20 protein-coding genes are annotated in these 20,163 nt (G+C 63.5%); 9 read left to right on the forward strand and 11 right to left on the reverse strand.

Going from position 1 to position 20,163, the window contains the following annotated elements; all coding sequences use genetic code 11:
• Positions 1–3 precede the first annotated feature (3 nt).
• Together CK227_RS21875 and cysS are read right to left on the reverse strand one after the other, a co-directional pair.
• Positions 4–390, reverse strand: a complete 387-nt coding sequence (locus tag CK227_RS21875; protein WP_095770709.1) for a VOC family protein — start codon at positions 388–390, stop codon at positions 4–6.
• Entirely contained in the window at positions 387–1,820 is a 1,434-nt protein-coding gene (gene cysS, locus CK227_RS21880) for a cysteine--tRNA ligase (RefSeq protein ID WP_095770710.1), read from the reverse strand. Before cysS ends, CK227_RS21875 begins: the two co-directional genes overlap by 4 nt.
• Before the next feature lie 417 nt (positions 1,821–2,237).
• Between cysS and CK227_RS21885 the strand changes: the two genes are divergently transcribed.
• Positions 2,238–2,393, forward strand: coding sequence for a hypothetical protein (locus CK227_RS21885; protein WP_095770711.1), 156 nt, complete (start codon positions 2,238–2,240; stop codon positions 2,391–2,393).
• A gap of 67 nt (positions 2,394–2,460) precedes the next feature.
• On the opposite strand, the gene CK227_RS21890 is transcribed toward CK227_RS21885, so the two are convergent.
• Positions 2,461–3,222, reverse strand: coding sequence for an SOS response-associated peptidase (locus CK227_RS21890; RefSeq protein ID WP_095770712.1), 762 nt, complete (start codon positions 3,220–3,222; stop codon positions 2,461–2,463).
• 126 nt (positions 3,223–3,348) lie between these two features.
• Between CK227_RS21890 and CK227_RS21895 the strand changes: the two genes are divergently transcribed.
• The 4 genes from CK227_RS21895 (at position 3,349) to CK227_RS21910 (ending at position 5,695) form a co-directional block, all read left to right on the forward strand.
• On the forward strand, positions 3,349–3,783 hold the full coding sequence (locus tag CK227_RS21895; RefSeq protein ID WP_095770713.1) for an NUDIX hydrolase: 435 nt from the start codon (positions 3,349–3,351) through the stop codon (positions 3,781–3,783).
• Between the two features lie 62 nt (positions 3,784–3,845).
• Positions 3,846–4,223 (forward strand): TIGR02301 family protein, encoded by a 378-nt coding sequence (locus CK227_RS21900; protein ID WP_095770714.1) that lies wholly within the window; start codon positions 3,846–3,848, stop codon positions 4,221–4,223.
• Between the two features lie 352 nt (positions 4,224–4,575).
• Positions 4,576–4,833 carry a hypothetical protein gene (locus CK227_RS21905; protein ID WP_008874920.1) on the forward strand — a complete coding sequence of 86 codons (258 nt, stop codon included), beginning with the start codon at positions 4,576–4,578 and terminating at the stop codon, positions 4,831–4,833.
• Positions 4,834–4,903: 70 nt separating this feature from the next.
• Positions 4,904–5,695: a hypothetical protein gene (locus tag CK227_RS21910; RefSeq protein ID WP_179296328.1), complete on the forward strand. Its 792-nt coding sequence runs from the start codon at positions 4,904–4,906 to the stop codon at positions 5,693–5,695.
• A 32-nt stretch (positions 5,696–5,727) separates the two neighbouring features.
• On the opposite strand, the gene CK227_RS21915 is transcribed toward CK227_RS21910, so the two are convergent.
• Positions 5,728–7,059, reverse strand: a complete 1,332-nt coding sequence (locus CK227_RS21915; protein ID WP_179296329.1) for a dihydroorotase — start codon at positions 7,057–7,059, stop codon at positions 5,728–5,730.
• A 75-nt stretch (positions 7,060–7,134) separates the two neighbouring features.
• Here CK227_RS21915 and CK227_RS21920 point away from each other — a divergent pair, with 75 nt between their 5' ends.
• The 3 genes from CK227_RS21920 to CK227_RS21930 all read left to right on the forward strand — a co-directional run bounded on the left by CK227_RS21920 (position 7,135) and on the right by CK227_RS21930 (position 10,837).
• Positions 7,135–7,995 carry a folate-binding protein YgfZ gene (locus tag CK227_RS21920; protein ID WP_095770715.1) on the forward strand — a complete coding sequence of 287 codons (861 nt, stop codon included), beginning with the start codon at positions 7,135–7,137 and terminating at the stop codon, positions 7,993–7,995.
• Positions 7,995–8,630, forward strand: coding sequence for an HD family hydrolase (locus CK227_RS21925; protein WP_095770716.1), 636 nt, complete (start codon positions 7,995–7,997; stop codon positions 8,628–8,630). Before CK227_RS21920 ends, CK227_RS21925 begins: the two co-directional genes overlap by 1 nt.
• Positions 8,631–8,695: 65 nt before the next feature.
• On the forward strand, positions 8,696–10,837 hold the full coding sequence (locus tag CK227_RS21930) for an EAL domain-containing protein (RefSeq protein WP_095770935.1): 2,142 nt from the start codon (positions 8,696–8,698) through the stop codon (positions 10,835–10,837).
• 9 nt (positions 10,838–10,846) lie between these two features.
• On the opposite strand, the gene CK227_RS21935 is transcribed toward CK227_RS21930, so the two are convergent.
• Positions 10,847–11,737 (reverse strand): fatty acid desaturase family protein, encoded by an 891-nt coding sequence (locus CK227_RS21935; RefSeq protein ID WP_095770717.1) that lies wholly within the window; start codon positions 11,735–11,737, stop codon positions 10,847–10,849.
• A gap of 113 nt (positions 11,738–11,850) precedes the next feature.
• Between CK227_RS21935 and CK227_RS21940 the strand changes: the two genes are divergently transcribed.
• On the forward strand, positions 11,851–12,762 hold the full coding sequence (locus CK227_RS21940) for a LysR substrate-binding domain-containing protein (protein WP_095770718.1): 912 nt from the start codon (positions 11,851–11,853) through the stop codon (positions 12,760–12,762).
• Between the two features lie 12 nt (positions 12,763–12,774).
• Here the strand turns inward: CK227_RS21940 and CK227_RS21945 are convergent, their stop codons facing one another.
• The 6 genes from CK227_RS21945 to CK227_RS21970 form a co-directional block, all read right to left on the reverse strand.
• Positions 12,775–13,047: a DUF3303 family protein gene (locus CK227_RS21945; protein WP_095770719.1), complete on the reverse strand. Its 273-nt coding sequence runs from the start codon at positions 13,045–13,047 to the stop codon at positions 12,775–12,777.
• A 20-nt stretch (positions 13,048–13,067) separates the two neighbouring features.
• On the reverse strand, positions 13,068–14,531 hold the full coding sequence (locus CK227_RS21950) for a RimK family protein (protein WP_095770720.1): 1,464 nt from the start codon (positions 14,529–14,531) through the stop codon (positions 13,068–13,070).
• Positions 14,528–15,634: a peptidase C39 family protein gene (locus CK227_RS21955; protein ID WP_095770936.1), complete on the reverse strand. Its 1,107-nt coding sequence runs from the start codon at positions 15,632–15,634 to the stop codon at positions 14,528–14,530. Before CK227_RS21955 ends, CK227_RS21950 begins: the two co-directional genes overlap by 4 nt.
• A gap of 208 nt (positions 15,635–15,842) precedes the next feature.
• Positions 15,843–16,634: an anti-sigma factor gene (locus CK227_RS21960; protein WP_095770721.1), complete on the reverse strand. Its 792-nt coding sequence runs from the start codon at positions 16,632–16,634 to the stop codon at positions 15,843–15,845.
• Positions 16,631–17,149 carry an RNA polymerase sigma factor gene (locus CK227_RS21965; protein WP_095770722.1) on the reverse strand — a complete coding sequence of 173 codons (519 nt, stop codon included), beginning with the start codon at positions 17,147–17,149 and terminating at the stop codon, positions 16,631–16,633. The genes CK227_RS21960 and CK227_RS21965 overlap by 4 nt, the downstream gene beginning before the upstream one ends.
• Before the next feature lie 161 nt (positions 17,150–17,310).
• Positions 17,311–20,061: a DUF2339 domain-containing protein gene (locus tag CK227_RS21970; RefSeq protein ID WP_095770723.1), complete on the reverse strand. Its 2,751-nt coding sequence runs from the start codon at positions 20,059–20,061 to the stop codon at positions 17,311–17,313.
• Positions 20,062–20,163 lie beyond the last annotated feature (102 nt).

Consider the following 20,163-nt stretch of genomic DNA (forward strand, 5'->3'; position numbering starts at 1 on the left):
GGCTCACTCCGGATCATGGCAGACGGCCTCGACATTGTTGCCGTCGGGATCGAAGACGAACGCGCCATAATAGTTCGGATGATAGTGCGGGCGCAGGCCCGGCGCGCCATTGTCCTTGCCGCCGGCGGCAAGGGCCGCGGCATGGAAGGCATCGACCTCGGCGCGGCTGCGCGCGGTGAAAGCGACATGCTGATGGGCCTTTTGCCCCTGCTTGCCTTCCTGCAACCAGAACACCGGCCGATCACGGCCATAGCCTCCGACCTTTTCGCCGCCGGTGTATTCCAGCGGCACCATATAGAGCAGGGAAGCACCAAGCGGCGCCATCGCCTTGTCATAGAAAGCCTTCGAAGCGTCGAAATCTGCAACGTCGATGCCGAGATGGTCGATCATCTCTTTACCTCCCAAGTGGTGATGCGCTCGCCTGTGGCGGGATCCTTGCCGTCCTTCAACTGTACACCTTGCGCCAAAAGCTCGTCGCGGATGCGGTCGGCTTCGGCCCAGTTCTTGGCGGCGATGAGAGCGAGGCGATTGGCGATTGCCTTGGCGATCTTGTCTTGGTCGACCTTTGCCGAGGCAACATCGAAGCCAAGGAACAGCAGTGACGCCTTCAGCGCGGCGGCGGCTTCGTTGCCTTCCGCGGCCTCGCCAGCCAACTGCGTCAGGACCTGGAAGGCAGCATAGGTGGCGAGATCGTCCGACAAGGCATTGATGACCTCCACCGGCAACCGCCCTGCCGCAGGCGCCAGATCGGCGGCGCGTTTCCACTTGCGCAGCGTGTTCTCCGCCTCCTCCAGCTTGCGCACGGAAAAGTCGATCGGCTCGCGGTAGTGCGTCATCAGCATCGCCAGTCGCAGCACCTCGCCCGGCCAATTGCGGCCGCCGAAGGTCTCGGTCTCCAGAAGTTCGTGGATCGAGTAGAAATTGCCGAGGCTCTTCGACATCTTCTGCCCTTCGACCTGCAGGAAGCCGTTGTGCATCCAGACATTGGCCATGACTGATGTGCCGTGGGCGCAGCGCGACTGGGCGATCTCGTTCTCATGATGCGGGAAGATGAGATCGAGGCCGCCGCCATGGATGTCGAACACCTCGCCGAGATAGGCTGCCGACATCGCCGAGCATTCGATGTGCCAGCCCGGCCGGCCCCTGCCCCACGGGCTCTGCCAGCCCGGCTCTTCCGGCGATGACAGCTTCCACAGCACGAAATCGCCAGGGTTCTTCTTGTGCGCATCGACGGCGACGCGGGCGCCGGCCTGCTGTTCGTCGAGATTGCGCTTCGACAATTGGCCGTAGTCCGGCATCGACGCGGTGTCGAACAGAACTTCGCCCGCCGCGACATAGGCATGGCCGCGTTGGATCAGGCTTTGAATCAAGGTGATCATGTCGGCCTTGCCGTCGGCGCGGGGCTCGACGAATTCGGTAGCGCGCGGCTCGACCGTCGGCTCAAGGCAGCCGAGTGTGGCGACATCCCTGTGGAACTGGTCGGCGGTCTTTTCGGTCACCCGCCGGATCGCTTCGTTGAGCGACAGCTTTCCGGCCGATATCTCGCCACCGAAATCGCGCAGCGCACGCGCGTTGATCTTGTCGTCGACGTCGGTGATGTTGCGCACATAGGTGACATGCGCCTGCCCATAGAGATGGCGCAGCAGGCGAAACAGCACGTCGAAGACGATAACCGGCCTGGCATTGCCGATATGGGCGAAGTCGTAGACGGTCGGGCCGCAGACATACATGCGCACATTGAGCGCATCGATCGGAACGAAATTCTCTTTCGTGCGCGTCAGCGTGTTGTAGAGGCGCAGGCCCTGCGATGCGTCGGACATTCCATGCCTTCCCGGTTCAGAACTTTTTATCTGGATGGAGCCAGTCCCGCGCCGAGGCGCAAATCAGACTCCAGCCTGCTGGCCGGGGCGTTTGTCCACTCTGGGGAAAGATGAGGCGAAAACGTCCGGACCAGCGCGAGGCTAGCCAATAATGCAAATGCCACAAATGGCGAAAGACGTTTTCATGGGCGGCTTTATCGCCTTGGTCAGTGTTGCCGTCAAGTCGCTGCTTCCGAGAAAAACGCCGTAAAGATTGGCAAACGCGTCGCTCGATCACGCGGAATCAGGCAGTGAAACATTTTATTAAACATGTCGGCACAGTCATGAAACATTGGCCGGCTAGATCACCAAACGTCACGATTTGGTCGGATTCGACGGTCAAACGCGAACACGAAAACGTTACCTGGGAAGAGAAACATGCCTCGAAGCAAGCAGGAAGCCACCCGCGCCAAGCAACCGGCGCTGGCCAGCCACTATCGCGCCATCGGCCCGGCCGCGATCGTCGCCGCCCTTCTTCACACCGCGAAGAAAAAGAAGCCGGCGCCGAAGATCATATCGCCCCGCGCTGCCTGAAGCAGAGTGCGGCCGGCTCCAAAGGCGCCGGGCATGAGGCGTATAAGCCTCCAGACAGAAACTTCAGCTAGAACAACGTCATCTGACTGTCGTCCGCGTCGGGCTTCTGGCGCCTGGTCTTCTCGGGCTCCGGCCCGACCTCGCCCCTCTGCTGAATCTCCGGGCCGGTGTTGGCGACCTTGTTGACGAGGTCGGAGACGGGGATAGCTTCGAAGAAATCCGGTTGCGCCGGCCGCAGCAGGTCGGCGACATCGCGCGGCTCCAACGTGCGGCAATCCAGCCAGCGGGCGAAATCCCCCGGATCGATGACCACAGGCATTCGATCGTGGATGTGGGCGATGGCGGCATTGGCGTTGACCGTCAGGATGGCGCCGGTGTCCATTTCCGAACCGCCGGGCTCGGCATAGGTCTCCATCAGGCCGGCAAAGGCGACCAGGCCGCCTTGCCTGGGCCGGATCCAGTAGGGTTGCCCCTTCTTGCCCCCGCTCTGCCGCCATTCGTAGAAGCCTGACGCCGGCACCAGCGTGCGGCGATGGCGCATGGCGGCCTTGAAGGAGGCCTTTTCGATTGCGCCTTCCGAGCGCGCGTTGAACAGCAGCGGAAACTCCCTTGTGTCCTTGACCCAGGTGGGAATGAGCCCCCAGCGCACTAGCATCGGTTGCCGATCGGGCAAATTGGAACCCGGTGCCCGCGGCGCAGCGGCGGTCGCCATCAGCACCGGTTGCGTCGGCGCGATGTTGTAGCGGGCCGGGAAATCCTCCAGCTCCGCCAGGCCGAGAAAGGCAGCGGTCTGATCCGGTGTGGCGGTCAAGGCGAAACGTCCGCACATGATCGATTGCTCCTGCCTTCGAATGGCGCCGCCGGAAAGTGACAATGGAACAGCCGCACTGCAACCGCTAAAGCTGTCCGGCGGCGGCCGTCCACAGCGGGCTGCGGCGGCCGAACGGTGGGAGCCATGAACGATACACGAAAGATACTGCCGGCGGTCTCGGTAGCCGTGGTGCGCGGCGACACCGTGCTGTTGGTCAAGCGGGCACGGCAACCTTCACAGGGTCTCTACGCCTTTCCTGGCGGCAAGGTCGAGGCCGGCGAGACGCTGGAGGATGCTGTCAGGCGCGAGCTGCTGGAAGAGACCGGCTTGCGTGCCACCGGTTTTCGCCCGCTTCGGGAAATCCATATCGACGGCAGGGACGATTCCCACCCTGTTGATTACCGCCTCACGGTCTTCGGTGCCGCCTATGCCGGCGGCGAGGCCGTGGCCAGCGACGATGCCGCGACAGCAGCCTTCTACACGCTCCGCGAGATGGCGGCGCTGCCGCTTGCCGGCTCGGTGTTCGCGGTGGCGGAGGATCTGCTTGGCCGACCAGCTGGTTCCCCCGAAAGCCGCTGAATTCCCCAACCGCCGCGCCGGAAACGCCTTGCAGGCGACAAATTGTTTGGCCACATAGACTTATGAGCCGCGCTCCTTTCCTTGTCGCTTTGTGCCTTGCCGTCAGTACGGCCGTGGCCGCGCGGCCGGCGTTCAGCGCCGAGTCACCGTTCGAGCCGGGACTGATGCGGCTGGCGGAGGTGCTGGGGTCGCTGCATTTCCTGCGCAATCTGTGCGGCGAGAAGGGCGACCAGTGGCGTGGCCAAATGGAAAAACTGCTCGAATCGGAAAATCCGGATCCGGAGCGTCGCGCCCGCTTCATCGCCAGCTTCAATCGCGGCTATCGTTCCTTCGGCGGCACCTATACGCAGTGCACGGCTTCAGCCACGGAAGCCATCAGCCGTTACATGAAGGAAGGCGAGACGCTGTCGCGCGACATCGCCTCGCGCTACGGCAATTAGGCGGCCATCAACAGATATCCGCGCTGTCGCTGGTCCTATCAGACAAATCCGGCTTGTAGCGATCTGTGTCTTGGTGCAATCCTGATGTTGCACTTCTGCAACAACGTTAATCAAACGTTACCGCAAGAATGCGAAATTAACTCAAACTGAAGGTTTTCACCCCGCAGGCCGGCCTAATCGGCTAAGTTTGATCCGGGTTGAAACGCAGCTTCGCCAAACACAGCCGTCTGCTGTAAAAGACGATCAAAAAAATGTCGTATTTACAGATACTTACTTAAGGCTGCGTGTAAACGGAACAGATCAAGCCTGATCCGCACTGAGGGATCGCAGCTTGAAAGGGTGGACATCGCTTATGGAACATGGTGTCAACGACATCGACGCGCTGGTCAGGGAAGAAAAGCGCCTGACGGCGGTGGAAAGCCACAGCGAAGCCTGGGCCGAGGGCCTTTCGGCCGGCATCGAGCCCGAGATCATTGCCGAGGCGGCGCTTGAGACCGCGTTTGGTGAAATGCTGCGCGCCAACGGCGAGACATCGGCCCTTGCCCTGCTCGACCGCATGCGTGAAAAGGTGATTGCTGGCGCCTTCGAACCCGAGCGGCTGCGGCACTGAACCGACATCCGGTTCTTTGACGATCGAGTGCCGTTTGGGCATTATGCCCGGGGCCAAGGAGATACGGGCAGTGAATTTTCCGATGTCAGGCCGGCCTAAGGGCTTGGTCCTCTACATCCGTCTCGCCGCGTACTGTGCCGCGATTGCCTTTGTAACGTGCCTGGCAAGCAGCCCTGCTCATGCGCTGAGCGAGATCCAACGCGAAGAACTTCCCTCGCCTGTCACACCGTCAGCGGATGACGACGTTTCGTCGCCCGGCGGCGCGATTCCCATGCCCGACCCGGTGGGAACGCCGCCTTCGACCGGCCAGCAGCCGGCCGCTCCGGACGCGGCGGAGCCCGACAGTCCAGCGGATGGCGGCACCAACAGGCCGCGTGTCGATCCCGAAGCACCCTTGCCCGAGGTCGTCTACGACCTTAGCAAGCTGCCCGAGCCCGTGCGGCGCATGCATGATCTGATCATCGAGGCCTGCAAGAGCGGCGACATTGAAAAGCTGCGGCCCCTGATCGGCAAGGGCGACAGTATGACCCAGCTGTCGCTGGCCGACATCGACGGCGACGCCATCGCCTTCCTCAAGGGCCTGTCCGGCGACCCTGACGGCCAGGAGATCCTGGCCATACTGGAGGAAGTGCTCAGCGCCGGCTATGTCCATGTCGACGCCGGAACAGCGCAGGAACTCTATGTCTGGCCGTATTTCTTCGCGCTGCCGCTGGACAAGCTCGACGCCAAGCAGCGGGTCGAACTGTTCAAGATCGTCACCGCCGGCGATTTCGACGACATGAAGCAGTTCGGCGCCTATATTTTCTATCGCGTCGGCATCACGCCTGCGGGCCAGTGGACATTTTTCGTCGCCGGAGACTAAGGGCTTGCCCCTGATCAAAGGGGAAAGGAAGCTCAGACGACAAGGGCCTCGGAAAACTCCACCGCCGTGCCCTGCCCGGGCGTCACGATTTCGCCTTCCCACATGACGCGGCGGCCGCGAATGACGGTGCCGACCGGCCAGCCGGTGACTTCCTTGCCGTCATAAGGCGTCCAGCCCGCCTTCGAACCGGCCTGCGCATTGGTGATGGTCTCGCGCCGCTTCATGTCGACAACCGTGAAGTCGGCGTCGTAGCCGGCGGCGATGCGGCCTTTTCTGGCCATGCCGAAAATGCGCTGCGGGCCGTGGCTGGAGAGATCGACGAAGCGCTGCAAGGTCAGCCGGCCTGCGTTGACGTGGTCGAGCATGATCGGCACCAGCGTCTGCACACCGGTCATGCCCGAGGGCGAGGCCGGATAGGGTTTTGCCTTTTCGGCCATCGTGTGCGGTGCGTGATCGGAGCCGAGCACGTCGACGATGCCTTGCGCGATGCCGTGCCAGACGCCGTCGCGGTGGCGGGAGGCACGCACCGGCGGGTTCATCTGGATCAGCGTGCCGAGCCTGAGATAGTCGTCGGCGCTCAGCGTCAGATGGTGCGGCGTCGCTTCGCAGGTCGCGACGTCCTTGTGCCGTTCGAGGAATGAGATCTCCTCGGCGGTCGAGATGTGCAGGACATGGATGCGGGCACGAACGTCGCGCGCGATGCGCACCAGCCGTTCGGTGCAGCGCAAGGCGGCGATCTCGTCGCGCCAGACCGGATGCGATGACGGCTCACCCTCGATGCGTTCGCCAAGGCGCTCGCGCAGGCGGAACTCATCCTCCGAATGAAAGGCGGCACGGCGGCGGGTGTTCCGCAGGATCGAGGCGACGCCTTCGTCATCCTCGACCAGCAGGTCGCCGGTGGACGAACCCATGAAAACCTTTATGCCCGCGGCGCCCGGCAGCCGCTCGAGCTCGCCGACATCCCTGGCGTTGTCGCGGGTACCGCCGACCCAGAACGCAAAGTCGCAATGCATGCGCCCGCTGCCGCGTCGGACCTTGTCGGCCAGCGTTGCCTCGCTGGTGGTCAACGGGTTGGTGTTGGGCATCTCGAACACCGCGGTGACGCCGCCAAGCACCGCCGCCCGCGAGCCGGTTTCCAGATCTTCCTTGTGCTCCAGTCCAGGCTCGCGAAAATGCACCTGGCTGTCGATGACGCCCGGCAGGATATGCAGGCCGCCACAGTCGATCGTCTCGCCGGCCGAGGCCTGGCGGAGATCGCCTATTGTGGCGATGCGTCCATTCTTCACGCCGATATCACGTGCCCCCTCGCCATCATGGTTGACCACTGTGCCGCCTGTCAGGATGAGGTCGTAGGTCATGGCCATGCTCTCTTGCGGGGGGAGTGTCAGCGGCTTACGTAATGGCCAACCGTTTTGCAAGATCAGGCTTTTATCCTCCCCATGCCCTTTGCCCTGCTGAAAGACCGCGCGCTCATCTCCGTCTCCGGCCCGGATGCCGAGCACTTTCTGCAAAACATCCTGACCACCGATCTCGATACACTCGGCGCCGGCGAAGCCAAGCCGGGCGCGCTGTTGACGCCGCAAGGCAAGATCCTGTTCGACTTCCTGATCTCGCGTGCCGGCGAAAACGCCTTCCGGTTGGAATGCCGGGCCGACATTTCAGACGATTTCATTCGCCGGCTGATGCTCTACAAGCTTCGCGCCAAGGTCGAGATTGCCAAGTCGGAACAGTCCCTTGTCGCAGTTGCGTGGGGAAAGGAGTCAATCGCCTCAGAAAATGATTCAACCGCGTTTGCCGACAAGCGCTTTGCCAAGGAAAGCGTCACACGCACCTATGCCGGCATTGCGGACGCCGGCGACATCGCTGCATGGCAGGCCTTCCGCATCGCCCATGGCATCGCGGAGAGCGGTGCCGATTATGCGTTGGGCGACGCCTTCCCGCATGACGTGCTGCTCGACCAGACCGGCGGCGTCGGCTTCAAGAAAGGCTGCTATGTCGGCCAGGAAGTGGTCTCGCGCATGCAGCATCGCGGCACCGCCAGGCGACGTGTGCTGATCGTGCAAGCTGGGCTTGCCCTGCCCGCCTCCGGCACCGAACTCACCGTCGAGGGCCGGCCGGTCGGCACGCTCGGCTCGAGCGCCGGCGACATCGGGCTTGCCATTGCCCGCATCGACAGGGTCAAGGCGGCGCTCGACGCCGGCCAGCCGATCCTGGCTGGCGATGTGCCGGTGACGATGGCCATTCCCACTTGGGCCAAATTCAGTTTTCCGCAGGAAACCGTCAGCGCGGAGGAAGCCTGATGGCGGCGGACCGCACCGGGGCGCCGCCACGCGCCTGGCAGCGCATGCTGTCCGGCCGCCGGCTCGACCTGCTCGACCCCTCGCCGCTCGACATCGAGATTTCCGACATTGCCCATGGGCTCGCCCGCGTCGCCCGCTGGAACGGCCAGACCAGCGGCGAGCATGCGTTTTCGGTCGCCCAGCACTCGCTGCTGGTCGAAGCCCTGTTCAATAATCTGGTGCCTCAGGCTTCTGCCACCGACCGGCTCGCCGCGCTGCTGCACGACGCACCTGAATATGTCATCGGTGACATGATCTCGCCGTTCAAGTCGGTGATGGGCGGCAGCTACAAGGACTGCGAATTGCGCCTGCAGCGCGCCATCCATCAGCGCTTCTCGCTGCCTCCCGAACCGGCCGCGGCGGTGCGCAGGGACATCAAGCGCGCCGACCAGATCGCCGCCTATTTCGAGGCAACGCTGCTTGCGGGCTTCTCGACCGCCGAAGCGACCGAATTCTTCGGCCGTCCGCGCGGTTTCTCCGCCGAGCGCTTCGATTTCACACCACGCTCGGTGACCTGGGCGCAGGATGCCTTCCTGAAGCGGTTTTCGGCGCTTGAGAAGTCGCGGCATCCAGTTGCGACATCGGCGGTAGGGTAGAGAACGCTAAATTAACCGGAAACGGCAACAGTGTGGTGTTCGATCACGCACCGCAGGCGCGCCTCATGCCCGTCGTGGATGTCAAGGATGGTTCGATCGTCCCGGAGCGGGCAGCCGAAGGCGTGGAGCGCTCTCGCCACATGGAAGACGAGTTGCGCGAACAGAACGAGCGCTTTTCCGCCGCTGTCGAGAACATGTCGCACGGTTTGTGCATGTTCGATGCCGACGAACGCATGATCATCTGCAACGGCAACTACATCGACATCTTCTGCCTCGACGCCAAGCTGGTACGACCGGGCATCCGCTTCATCGACATCCTGCGGCACAGTGTCGACATCGGCATCGCCTCGCAAAGCGCCGACGAGCTCTATGCCATCCGCAAACCCTATATCGACCAGGCGAAACCCTCGACCTACGAAGAAACGCTGTCGGACGGTCGCATCATCAACATCTCGCACCGCCCGCTGGCCCTCGGCGGTTGGGTCTCGATCTACGAGGACATCACCGAACAGCGGCGCGCCGAGCAGGATCTCAAGGAGCAGCATCGCCGTTTCGACGCGGCACTCGCCAACATGTCGCAAGGCCTGCTGATGTACGACGCCGACGGCAAGATGATCGTACGCAACCGGCGTTTTCTAGAGCTCTACAACGCCACCGCGGCGGACTTTCCGCTTGGGACGACGCATCGCGACGCGCTCGAAAAACTGCTGGAGCTCGGCATCTACCAGAAGATCGACGTCGACAGCGAAGTCGCCAAAACCGAAGCCTGCCTGAAAGCGGCAAAAATGCACGAGGCCTATCGTTATCTAACCGACGGCAGGACGATCCTGGTCACGCGTCAGCCGATGAGTGGCGGCGGCTGGGTGGTGACCTTCGACGACGTCACCGAACGTCGACGCACCGAAGAGCGCATGATCCATCTTGCGCATCACGACACGCTGACCGGACTGCCCAATCGCTCGATGTTCCGCGAACGGCTCGACGTGGCGCTGGAGGATGCGGCGGCACCGCCGTTGGCGATCTTCTCGCTCGATCTCGACCGCTTCAAGGCGATCAACGACACCTGGGGACATCCCGCCGGCGACTGGCTCCTGAAAAGCGTCGCCGAGAGGCTGCAGCGTTGCCTGCGCAATGAAACAGACGTGGTCGCCCGCTTCGGCGGCGACGAGTTCGTCGTCATGCAGTTCAACTCGAGGGGCATCGCCGATGCTGAAAAACTGGCGAAGCGCATCGTCGAGGCCATCGCAAAACCGTTTCGCGACAAGAGCCGGGATATGCATATCGGCATCAGCCTCGGCATCGCCGTTTTCCCTGAAGATGGCAAGGACGCCGATACGCTGCTGAAAAACGCCGATACGGCGCTCTATCGGGCCAAGAGCGAAGGGAGAAACCTCTATCGCTTCTTCGAGCCCGCGATGGATGCCATCGTGCAGGCCCGGCGGGCGTTCGAGGTCGACCTCGACGCGGCGCTGCCGCGCCAGGAGTTCGATCTCGATTTCCAGCCCATCATGAACATCGCCTCCGGCGAGATCATCGGCGCGGAGGCCTTGATGCGCTGGCATTCCCCGACGCGCGGCACGGTCGCGCCAGACGCGTTCATTCCCGTCGCCGAAGAGACCGGACTGATCGTGCCGCTCGGCGAGTGGGCGCTGAGGAAGGCCTGCGCAGCGGCGGCCAGCTGGCCTCCCGGCCTGCGCATCGCGGTCAATGTCTCGGCCGTGCAGCTCAAAAGCGGCGGGTTTGCCCGCAGCGTCATCTCGGCCCTGGCCTTTTCCGGGGTGCCGGCCGGACAGCTGGAGCTGGAAATCACCGAAACCGTGCTGATGGACGAGAGCAAGGCCGTGCTGAAGACGCTGCGGCAGTTGCGCGATCTCGGCATCCGCATCGCGCTGGATGATTTCGGCACCGGCTATTCCTCGCTCGGCTATCTCAGGCGTTTCCCGGTCGACAAGATCAAGATCGACCGCTCCTTCATCCGCGATATGGGCAATCGCGACACGGCGGCGATCGTCCGCACCATTATCGGCCTCGGCAACGAGCTTGGTATTGTCGTCACCGCCGAGGGCGTCGAGACCGAGGTACAACTCGACATGCTGCGCGACAATGGCTGTGAAGAGGCGCAAGGCTATCTGATCGGCGTGCCGTCGAAGGCAGCGGACATCCAGCGTCTGTTGAAGGCGCGTGCGCTACACAGCCAGACCGGCTGATGGCATCGGTCAATTCAGCGTTTCGATATATTTCTCGTGGAAGCTGACATAGCCCGGCTCGACCACCTTCAGATGCCGCTCGATCAGCGCGTGAAACTGCGGCAATTGGTGAAACGGCACGCCGGGATAGGCGTGATGCTCGGCATGGAACGGCATGTTCCAGGCGAGCTTGCGCACCACCCAGTTGGTCAGCGTGGTTCTCGTATTCTCCAGCATGTTGGCCACGAACGGACAGCGGCCGTGCTCGGCCAGCAGATAGAGGCGCAGAAACGGCTGCCCCAGCAGAGCGGGAATGATCCAGACATAGAAAAGCACGGAGAGCCGGAAATAGACGGCAAGCAGAAGGACGACCGCGTAGAAAGCAATCATGGCGCGCGCTTCGGCCCGCACCTTGGGCCGGCCTTTCGGCGGCACATAGCTTTCCTGGCTGCCGCCAACCGCATTGGCGTAGAGCGTCTTGAGATGGCCCCACCACAGCGGGATGCCGGAAACATGCACGAGATACTGTCTTAGCGTTTCCGGCTTGGGAAAGGCCAGCTCCGGATCGTTTTCGGGGTCCTGGGTGAAGCGGTGGTGGGCGAAATGGAAATAGCGGAACCAGTCGGCCGGCAGCGCCAGCGCCAGGCTGCATACGCGCGCCACGGCATCGTTCAGCCACTGCGTCGCGAAGGCCGTGCGATGAACCGTCTCATGCAGCAGCGTGAACAGGAAGACGATCAGGATGCCTTGCGGCAGTATCAGCAGCGGCCAGAATGGTACTTTCGCGGCGATCAGCGATCCAATGATCGCAATCGCCCCCCAATGGGCGCCGAGCTGAACGAGACCCGCAGCGTTGGACTTGGCGGTCAGGCGACCGCGCTCTTCCGGGGTTAGTGACGCGATGATGTCGCGATGGTCCATCGGTTTCGATCCAGGCTGGCGATTTGACAAGGCCCAATCTAGGCGGTGAAAAAGCTTTCCAAAAACGACGATTCCTGCGATTTGGATAAGCTCACCTTATCTATCTGGCGATCATGGTCACATCTCCATCGCTCAAAGGACTTCAGGCTTTCGAGGCCGCGGCGCGCACGGGCAGCTTCGCCGCGGCAGCGGAAGAGCTTTCGGTCTCGGCCGCCGCCGTCAGCCAGCTTATCCGCACCGTCGAGGAACAGATGGGGCGCAAGCTGTTTCATCGGGTCAACCGCACGGTTGTGCTCACCGAGGCCGGCGTGGAAATGCTGCCACGGTTGACCATGGCCTTCCAGGAAATCGGCAGTGTCTCGCGCGAATTGGGCGGCGATGCCTTCCGCCCGCGCCTGGTGGTATCGGTGCCGCCTTCGATGGCCATGGGTTGGCTTTCCCAGCGTCTGGCGGGCTTCGTCGCCAGCCACGGTGCCGCCGACATCTCGCTGCGTGGCGACGACGACCCGGTGCCGTTCGACCGTGAACTGATCGACATCAGGCTCTCCTACGGTCTGCACTATCGCGAGCACCCGACCGAGGACATCACCCGGGACGCCGTCTATCCGGTCTGCGCACCGGGGCTTGCCAGCGCGATCAAGGCGGAGGCACTCGCCGGGTTGCCGCTGATCCACACCGACTGGGGACCGACCGGCGCCTCGTTTCCGTCCTGGCGCAACTGGTTCGAGGCTGAAGGTGCCCAGCCCGGACGGGCGGCGCAGCGGGGCCTGTCGGCCAACTCGTCGCGCGCCGCCCTCGACCTCGCCATTTCGGGGCTGGGCGTGGCACTGGCGCAAGGGGTCTATTGTGCCGAAGCGGTGGAGGACGGCAGGCTGGACCGACCCGCCGCCAGGGCGATCGCGCTGCGCCAGCCCTATTGCCTGACCATTCCGGAGCGCAGCGCCAGGCGCGATGTCGTGGCGGCGTTCCGCGATTGGCTGATAGAGGAATGCCGGCGCGCTGTGGGCTCGCCGGCGCTCCGCTGACCCGTCCTTTAGTCAGAGGTGCCCGCTCAAGGCCGCCACCATGTCCTTGTTCGTCGCCACCGGAACAATCTCGAACTCGACCAGATCAGCCCATTCGATCACCCAGCGCTGCAGCAGTGTGACGTCGTCCGTCTCCACCAGCAGGAAGCAGCGGCTCATATCCGCGGCGATCCAGCTGTGGTGCACGACAAGCTCCTCCGGCTTCAGGCGGCCCCGATCGCAGAAGCGGTGGTAGATATCCTTGCGGTCGCAGCCGGTGAAATCCTCGATCACGATGAACTGCATGTCTTCCCCTTGGTTGACCGTTACCGCCCCGGCCGGTCGAGGCGCTCCAGGAACCACTGCGTCAGCCGCACCCAGACCTCGTCCTTCTCGCCGGAATCCTCCCAGCCATGGTCGAGATTTGGGTTGTCGTTGACCTCGATGACGAAGACGCCGTCCTTGGTCTCCTTGAGGTCGACGCCGTAGAGGCCGTCGCCGATGCAGCGCGCCGCCTTGACCGCCGTCTCGACGACATGGGGCGGCGTCTCTTTCAGCGTGAAGGTCTTGATGCCGCCCTGGTCGGGCTTGCCATTGGCCTTGTGATTGACGATCTGCCAGTGCTTCTTGGCCATCAGATAGTGCACGGCAAACAGCGGCTGGCCGCCGAGCACGCCGACGCGCCAGTCATATTCGGTCGGAATGAATTTCTGCGCGATGAGAAGGTCGGAATCCTCCAGCCACTCGGTCGCAAGCCGTGTCAGTTCCTCGAGATTCTCGCATTTCTTGACGCCGCGCGAGAAGGACGAATCCGGGATCTTCAGCACCAGCGGGAAGCCCAGCGTCTGTGCGGCCAGTTCGAAGTCGGAGGTGCCGGCGATCATCACCGTCGGCGGCACCGGCACCTTGTTGTAGGCCATCAGCTCGTTGAGATAGACCTTGTTGGTGCAGCGGATCATCGATAGCGGATCGTCGATGACGGGCATGCCTTCCTGCTGGGCGCGGCGGGCGAAACGATAGGTGTGGTTGGAGATCGAGGTGGTCTCGCGGATGAAAAGCGCATCATAGTTCGCGAGCTTGGCAAGGTCCTTCCTGGTGATGGGCTCGATTTCGACGCCCATCTTTTCGGCGATCTTGGCCCAGTAGCGCAGCGACGAGATTTCCGACGGCGGCAGTTCCTCGTGCGGATCGACCAGCGTGGCGAAGGTGTAGCGCGCCGGCGTGCGCCCCTTGGTGTCGCGCCATTCGCGGTTGGTGTAGGTCTCCAGGCATTGGATGAAACTTTTTTCCTCATCCTCGGTCATGCGCGCCAGCGGATGGAAGCCGATCTTGCGAATCGAGGCCCATTCGGCGCTGTCCTTGATGTGGACCTCGAGTGCCGGCGCCCGGAACCAGTCGAAAAGGAGCTTGGAGAAGCGGTCCCAGACTTTCGACGGGCCGATACCGAAGAAGATGCACACCTTGGCCGGAAAGGCGCCGCCGAGGTCCTTGCGGCATTTGTTGAGCGCCAGTTCCAGTTCCGGCAGCGCATGTTCGTAGAGCTTGCGTTCGGACAGGTCGATCATCGTCTCGACGGTCGGAATGACCTTGTGGCCGCGTGAACTCGCCAGCAGCGAGGCATAGTAGCCGCGGCTCTGGTAGCCGTAATTGTTCGACAGGTTGATGACCTTCGGCCGCTGGCCGCGGAACAGCGACGGATGCGCGAGATAGTCGCGATTGGTGATGATCTTGTGCGGTGTCGCCACCTGGTCGAGATCGCTCTGCCGGCCGGTAAGGATGACCCAGGTCATTGTGTGTCGCGCTTCCCCAAGGTGATGGCGGCACGCAGTCCGTCGCGGCCGAACTGCGCCATGTTCATGAAGATGCCGTAGGGCACGGGAATGTTGGCGGCATCAAGGATGGTTTCCTGCCTTTCGTCCTCGACCCAGGGGTCGTGGATCAGAATATGGTCGCCGTCGTCGCCGATGGCCAGCACCCAGTGCGGCACCTTCTTGCCGAACATAAGGAAGCCGCTGATCAGCACCAGCACCAGTTTTCCCGCGGCGATCGCGGTTCTGATGTCATCTAGGGTGAACGGGCGGTAATTCACCGGGATGCCGTAAAGTTCCGCGCGGCGGCGAAAGTCGACCTGGGCCAGTTCCATCACACGGCGCTTGTCCTCGCTGCGCACCGATTGCAGGAACAGCGCGCCGTAGAAGGAAACGAAGATCTCCGCCGCGAGTCCGCTTTCATAACCCGAGACAGCCAGGCCGAATGGCTCGCAGCCGCCCGGACCCGACATCATGAAGACGGTCGTGGCTTCGCGCCAGAGGCGGATTTCCATCACCGGATCGGGCACGAAGCCGCGATCGAAATTCGCCATCGCCATCATCAGGCAGCATGGGCCGCAGGTGAACTCGCAGGTCTGCTGGTAGAACGGCACCCTTGTGGCGACCGGAAGGTCGCCGCGCAGGGTTTTCTCATAACGAAGCGCGGTCGCGCCGTCCTCGTAATAGCCAGGCTCGCGGCCAATCTTGCGGTAGCCGGCCTGCTCGTAGATGCCGATGGCGCGGCCGTTGTCCTCGCGCACTTCGAGACGCAGCATCATGCGGTCGTGCCCGAAGGCCGCCTCCTCCGCCGCGGTCAAAAGCTGGCGCCCGATGCCGAGCGCGCCGAAAAATGGGCCGACGGCTATGGAATAGAGCCGCGCCACCCCACTGCCCTTGCGAAACAGCACGATCGCGTAGCCCGCGACGCGGCCGTCGAGCTCGGCGACCAGCGTCTCGGCGGTCTCGCGCTCTATGAACAGGCGAAAGGAGCGACGGGAAATGCGATCGCTCGAAAAAACGGCTTTCTCGATGGCGGCGAGATCATCGACGTCAGACGCGCGGGCCGTGCGGATCTCGGCAGGCATGCGACTCGCAAAAACCTCGATTGCGTTGCGGAAACGGCCCCGGTCAAAAGCGTCGCAAACACCAGCCGAAGCGCCGGTATTCATCAAGCGCTATCGCTCCTTGATTAGGGCCGAATTGTGACAGTTTCCGCCGAGGCAAGGAAGCTCGCGGGCTTTGAACAGGATCGCTGTTTTGATAGGCGACCGGCTGCGAACAATTGCGGCCAACTCAGCTTGCGAGGCCTGCCAGAAGCTGGCCATAGGCATTCTTGGCCACGACCGCCAATTGCTCGCGCGGCAGCGAGCCGACGACGGCGCAGCCATAGCCCTTGTCCAGCCAGTAGACGGCCTGCGGGCCGTCCTGCGCCGAAGCATAGGTGCCCTTGGCATTCTCCACCGATTCCGCGGTGACGAAGAGGGATATGCGTTCGCCCTTGTCGTCCTCGTAGAGCAGCATCGCGGCCTTGCTGTCGCCGGCCGGCAGCAAGCGGCCGCCAACCAGTTGGAAGCCGTTCGCGGTCAGGTCCGGCGCCACCAGCTTCAGCCCGACCCGGTTGGACAGCCAGGTCTGCAAATGATCCTTGTCGCTGGCCGGCACTTCCACGGCATGCCGCTTCTCGGCGGCGTATATGACATGGGCGGCAATCGCCTGTTCGGCGAGCCGATCTTCCGCCGGATCCTCCTGTCGGATGGCGTCCATGCCGGCAAAGTAGCCGCCAAATCCACCCGTGGCCAAAAGCACCGCGGCGGCAGCCGCAAGCCACCAGCGCGAGCGCGGCATCGCAGCCTTAACCGGCGCTTCGCCGAGCACCACCTTGCGCAAGCGCGCGGGAACAGGTTCATCCAGCACGCCGGCAAAGGCCGAGCGCACTGCCTCCCGGTCGGCTGTGAAGCGGGCGCTCCTGGCCTTCATCTCGGGATTGGCGTCGAGCCAGGCATCATAGGCGGCGCGCTCGTCGGCCGGCAGTTCGCCGTCGAGCGCCATATGGATGTCACGTTCTGAAAAATCGTGGCGGATCATTTCTCGACGATCCTTATCGCGCGGCGACGCGCCGTGTCATCCAGCAAACCGCGCAGTTCCTCACGCCCGCGCGCAATGCGCGACATCAGCGTGCCGGCGGGCACGCCCAGCATGTTGGCGGCCTCGGCATAGGAAAAACCCTCGATGGCGACCATGACAAGGGCCGCGCGGCGATCGGGGCTGATCGCCTGCAGCGCGTCGATGATCTCGCGTGAGGCTATGCCGTCCAACTGCTCGGCCGGCTGGGCAACCGCCTCGCCCGCTTCCAGGGGCAGCATCGCCGCTTCACCGCGACGGTTCACCTTGCGCATCTGGTCGATGAACAAATGATGCATGATCGTAAACAGCCACCTCCTGGGGCTTTCTCCCGTCTGCCAGTTGTCGAGCCGCACGAGTGCGCGCTCGAGGCAATCCTGGACGAGGTCGTCGGCAGAATCCCGGTCGCGCAATAGCGAGCGTGCGTAGCGGCGCAGGCGCGGTATTTCGCCAAGGATTGCTGCCTTCTTTTCGTCCATGACCGCTGGTTCTGAAATCGCCCTTGTTGATCCCGATTCAACGCGCCTTCCCGGCGCGACGCAAGCGGCCAGCGCGAAGCGGTCCGCCGCCCCGGTCACCCAAGCAATGAGATAACGCTGGCGGGAGCCGGTTTATTCCCGGCTCGATTGAACGCCTGCCGTCATTGTTCGACGACCGGTATCTTCTCCCTCGCCGCCTGCGTCAAAAGTCGCTGGTAGAACAGGCCGATGCCGATCAGCACGGCGCCGAGGCCGATGAAGGAAAGCGCCCTGAGTACGCCCTCCAGCTCCGACATGTCGAAGAGGAAGACCTTCAGCACGGCGATCGCGATCAACGCGGCCGAAGCAATGCGCAGCACCTGCGACTTCAGCCAGACGCCGGCGGTGAGCAGCGCCACGCCGATCGCCAGCCAGAGCGCCGAATAGGTGTAGGTTTCCAGCTGGCCGAGCCCGCTCCACAGGCCGATGAACTCACCCTTGAACAGCCGTCTGACCGACAGGGTGGCATAAGCCAGCGCAAGCATGGCCGCCACCACCGCCAACATCTGCGCATACCATTTCGGCCGCTTGTCCCTGACATAGAGCGCCAGTCCGCCGGCGGCGACGGCCGGCAGGAGATAGGCGAGGAACAACAGGTTGAAGACCGGAATCCGGCCGGTCGATTCGTCCGTAAACAGCGGATTGAGCACCACGAAGTGCAGGATGACGATCAGGGCGACAGAAACCACGCCCGCCGCCATTGAGCCATAGCGCAGCACCGAACTTGGCGAGCGCATGTCGATAGCGACCAGGATGGCGCCGGCGCCGATGGCAATCAGCGTGTAGATCGCCTGTTCGGCGAGCGTCATCGGACCTGTGTCGATGACGCCGCCATGCATGGCGTGGCGCACCAGCATGGCAACGGCAAGCAGCGCAAACAGCGCCGCCGCCGCTTCCATGGCGAGGCGCGGCCGGCCATTGGTGGTGCGGGCGAGTTGCCAGGCGGCGAAGCCGAAGGCGAGCGCCGGGACGCCATAGCCCGGCAGCAGCCAGTTGAACACCGGTGTCGTCGACAGGAACTCGGCGCCGACGATGGTCGGATCGAAGGCGACACGGCCAAGTACGGCGATCACGGCGCCAACCGGAATCCAGCCGAGCACCGGGTAGGAGCGCCAACGCGTAGCCAGCGCCGGCACGATGGCTGCTGCACCAAGCAGAATAGTGGTCCAGCCGGAATTGAAAGCCATGTGCAGCATCAAGAGGCTGGCGAGCGCCGCACCGACCAGAGCAAACGACACGGCCAACCCGCCCTTGAGCGAAGGCTCTTCGGCGCGCGCGATCCATTCGCCGCCTCCGGCGAAAACCACGACCAGCAGTGCGGCGACGGCGGCGTAGACAAAATCGCGGTCCAGATTGCCGAAGGTGAACCAGAGTGCCAGCAGGATGACCAACGGCACGATGACACCCGATGCCGCCCATGAGGCGGATCGAAACGAGGCAGATGCCGCGAATTTGCGGGCGGCCCACATGCCCGAGCCGATGAAGACCAGGCCCAGCGCAAGGCCGATGCGCAAAGTCAGTGCATTGGACGTCGCCACGGGCAAACCATCGACACCGAGAGCGCCGGCCGAAAAGTCGGATGCGATCGAGGTTGGCGGGATGATGCCAAGATAGATCATGACCGTTGCCAGTCCGGCGGCGTAAAGCAGCGGCAGCGCCAGCGGGCGATAAAGCGCGACGGCCACCATCGCCGCGAGGATCACGGCGCCTGGCAAGGCGTAGCCGGCTGCGGCGAAGGCCGGGTCGATCGACAGGCCCAGCGCCGAGAAGGCAACGAACAGGCCAGGCACGATGGACGGCCAGTCGAAGGCCCTGGCGGTTTCGTCGCGATGGCGGCCGAGCCAGACAAAAGCGAGCACGGCCAGGGTGACGGCGTCGATGAACAGGATGGCGGAGAGGTTCGCGCCCGGCGCGTCGGTCATGTAAAGAATGGTCCAGATGCCGGTGCCGAAAAAGGCGGCGGCCATCAGCGCTGTCCAGTCACGCATGCGGGCGATGACAGCGGTGGTGGCAAGCACGATGGCGAGGTAGCCGAACAATGCCCAGGGATTAGGCGCCTGCGAGGCGATCAGCACCGGCGTCACCATGGCGCCGACAAGACCGATGCCGGCCAGCGCCTGGCCATGGACCAGGGCCGCCGCGATCGTCGCCACACCGATGGCACCAAGCAGCGTGAAGGCAAGCGCCGGGCCGATGAAGCCGTAAATGCCGTGGGCGGCATAGACGGTGCCGAACAGGATGAAGGCACCGGCCGCCGTCAGGATCGCCGGAATATAGGCGCCGGCAACGCCTTGCACCGGCACCTTGAAGCCGGTGCGGCGGATGAACTCGCCGCCGGCAACCAGCACCAGCCCGAGCACCGCTGCCATGGTGAGCCGCACGCCGGGGCCGAAAATACCGGCCTCGATTGTGTAGCGGATCAGGAACAGGCCACCCAGCGCCAGCGCGATGCCGCCGACCCAGACCGCCCAGCGCGTGCCGAGTGCCGTCTCGATATCCGGCTTGCCGGGAGCCTTGGGCGCTGCAACCGGCTCGACAGGTTCTGCTGCCTTCGGAGCCTCGCCCGCGGACCAGGGGCCGGACACAGCCTCGCCAGCTGGAGCTTCCGTTTCTGTAGCCGGCGCCTGTACGATCGGTTCACTCACCGCCGGCGAGGCGATATCGGCCGCTGCCGCAGCCATCGGCGCCGCGTCAGCCTTGCCCTCGGCAGCTATCTGTTCTGCCGGTTTGGCCACCGGCGGCACGGCACCTGAAAGGACGAGACTGCGCAGCGCGCCAAGCTCGCGTTCGATCAGACCGATGCGGCTCTGCTGGCGCGAAATGATAACGAACAAGGCGATGATGGCGACAAGGCCGATCAGACTTTCAAACATGGCGGTTCCCCCAAACCAGGCCAGTTTTCACTGACGTTTCATCTCACTGACATCCAAATACGGCGGCTACACGGCTGAAAAACTCAACGCGCCGCCAGATCG

The organism is Mesorhizobium sp. WSM4308, assembly GCF_002294905.1.
In the GTDB taxonomy this organism is placed as follows: Bacteria; Pseudomonadota; Alphaproteobacteria; order Rhizobiales; family Rhizobiaceae; genus Mesorhizobium.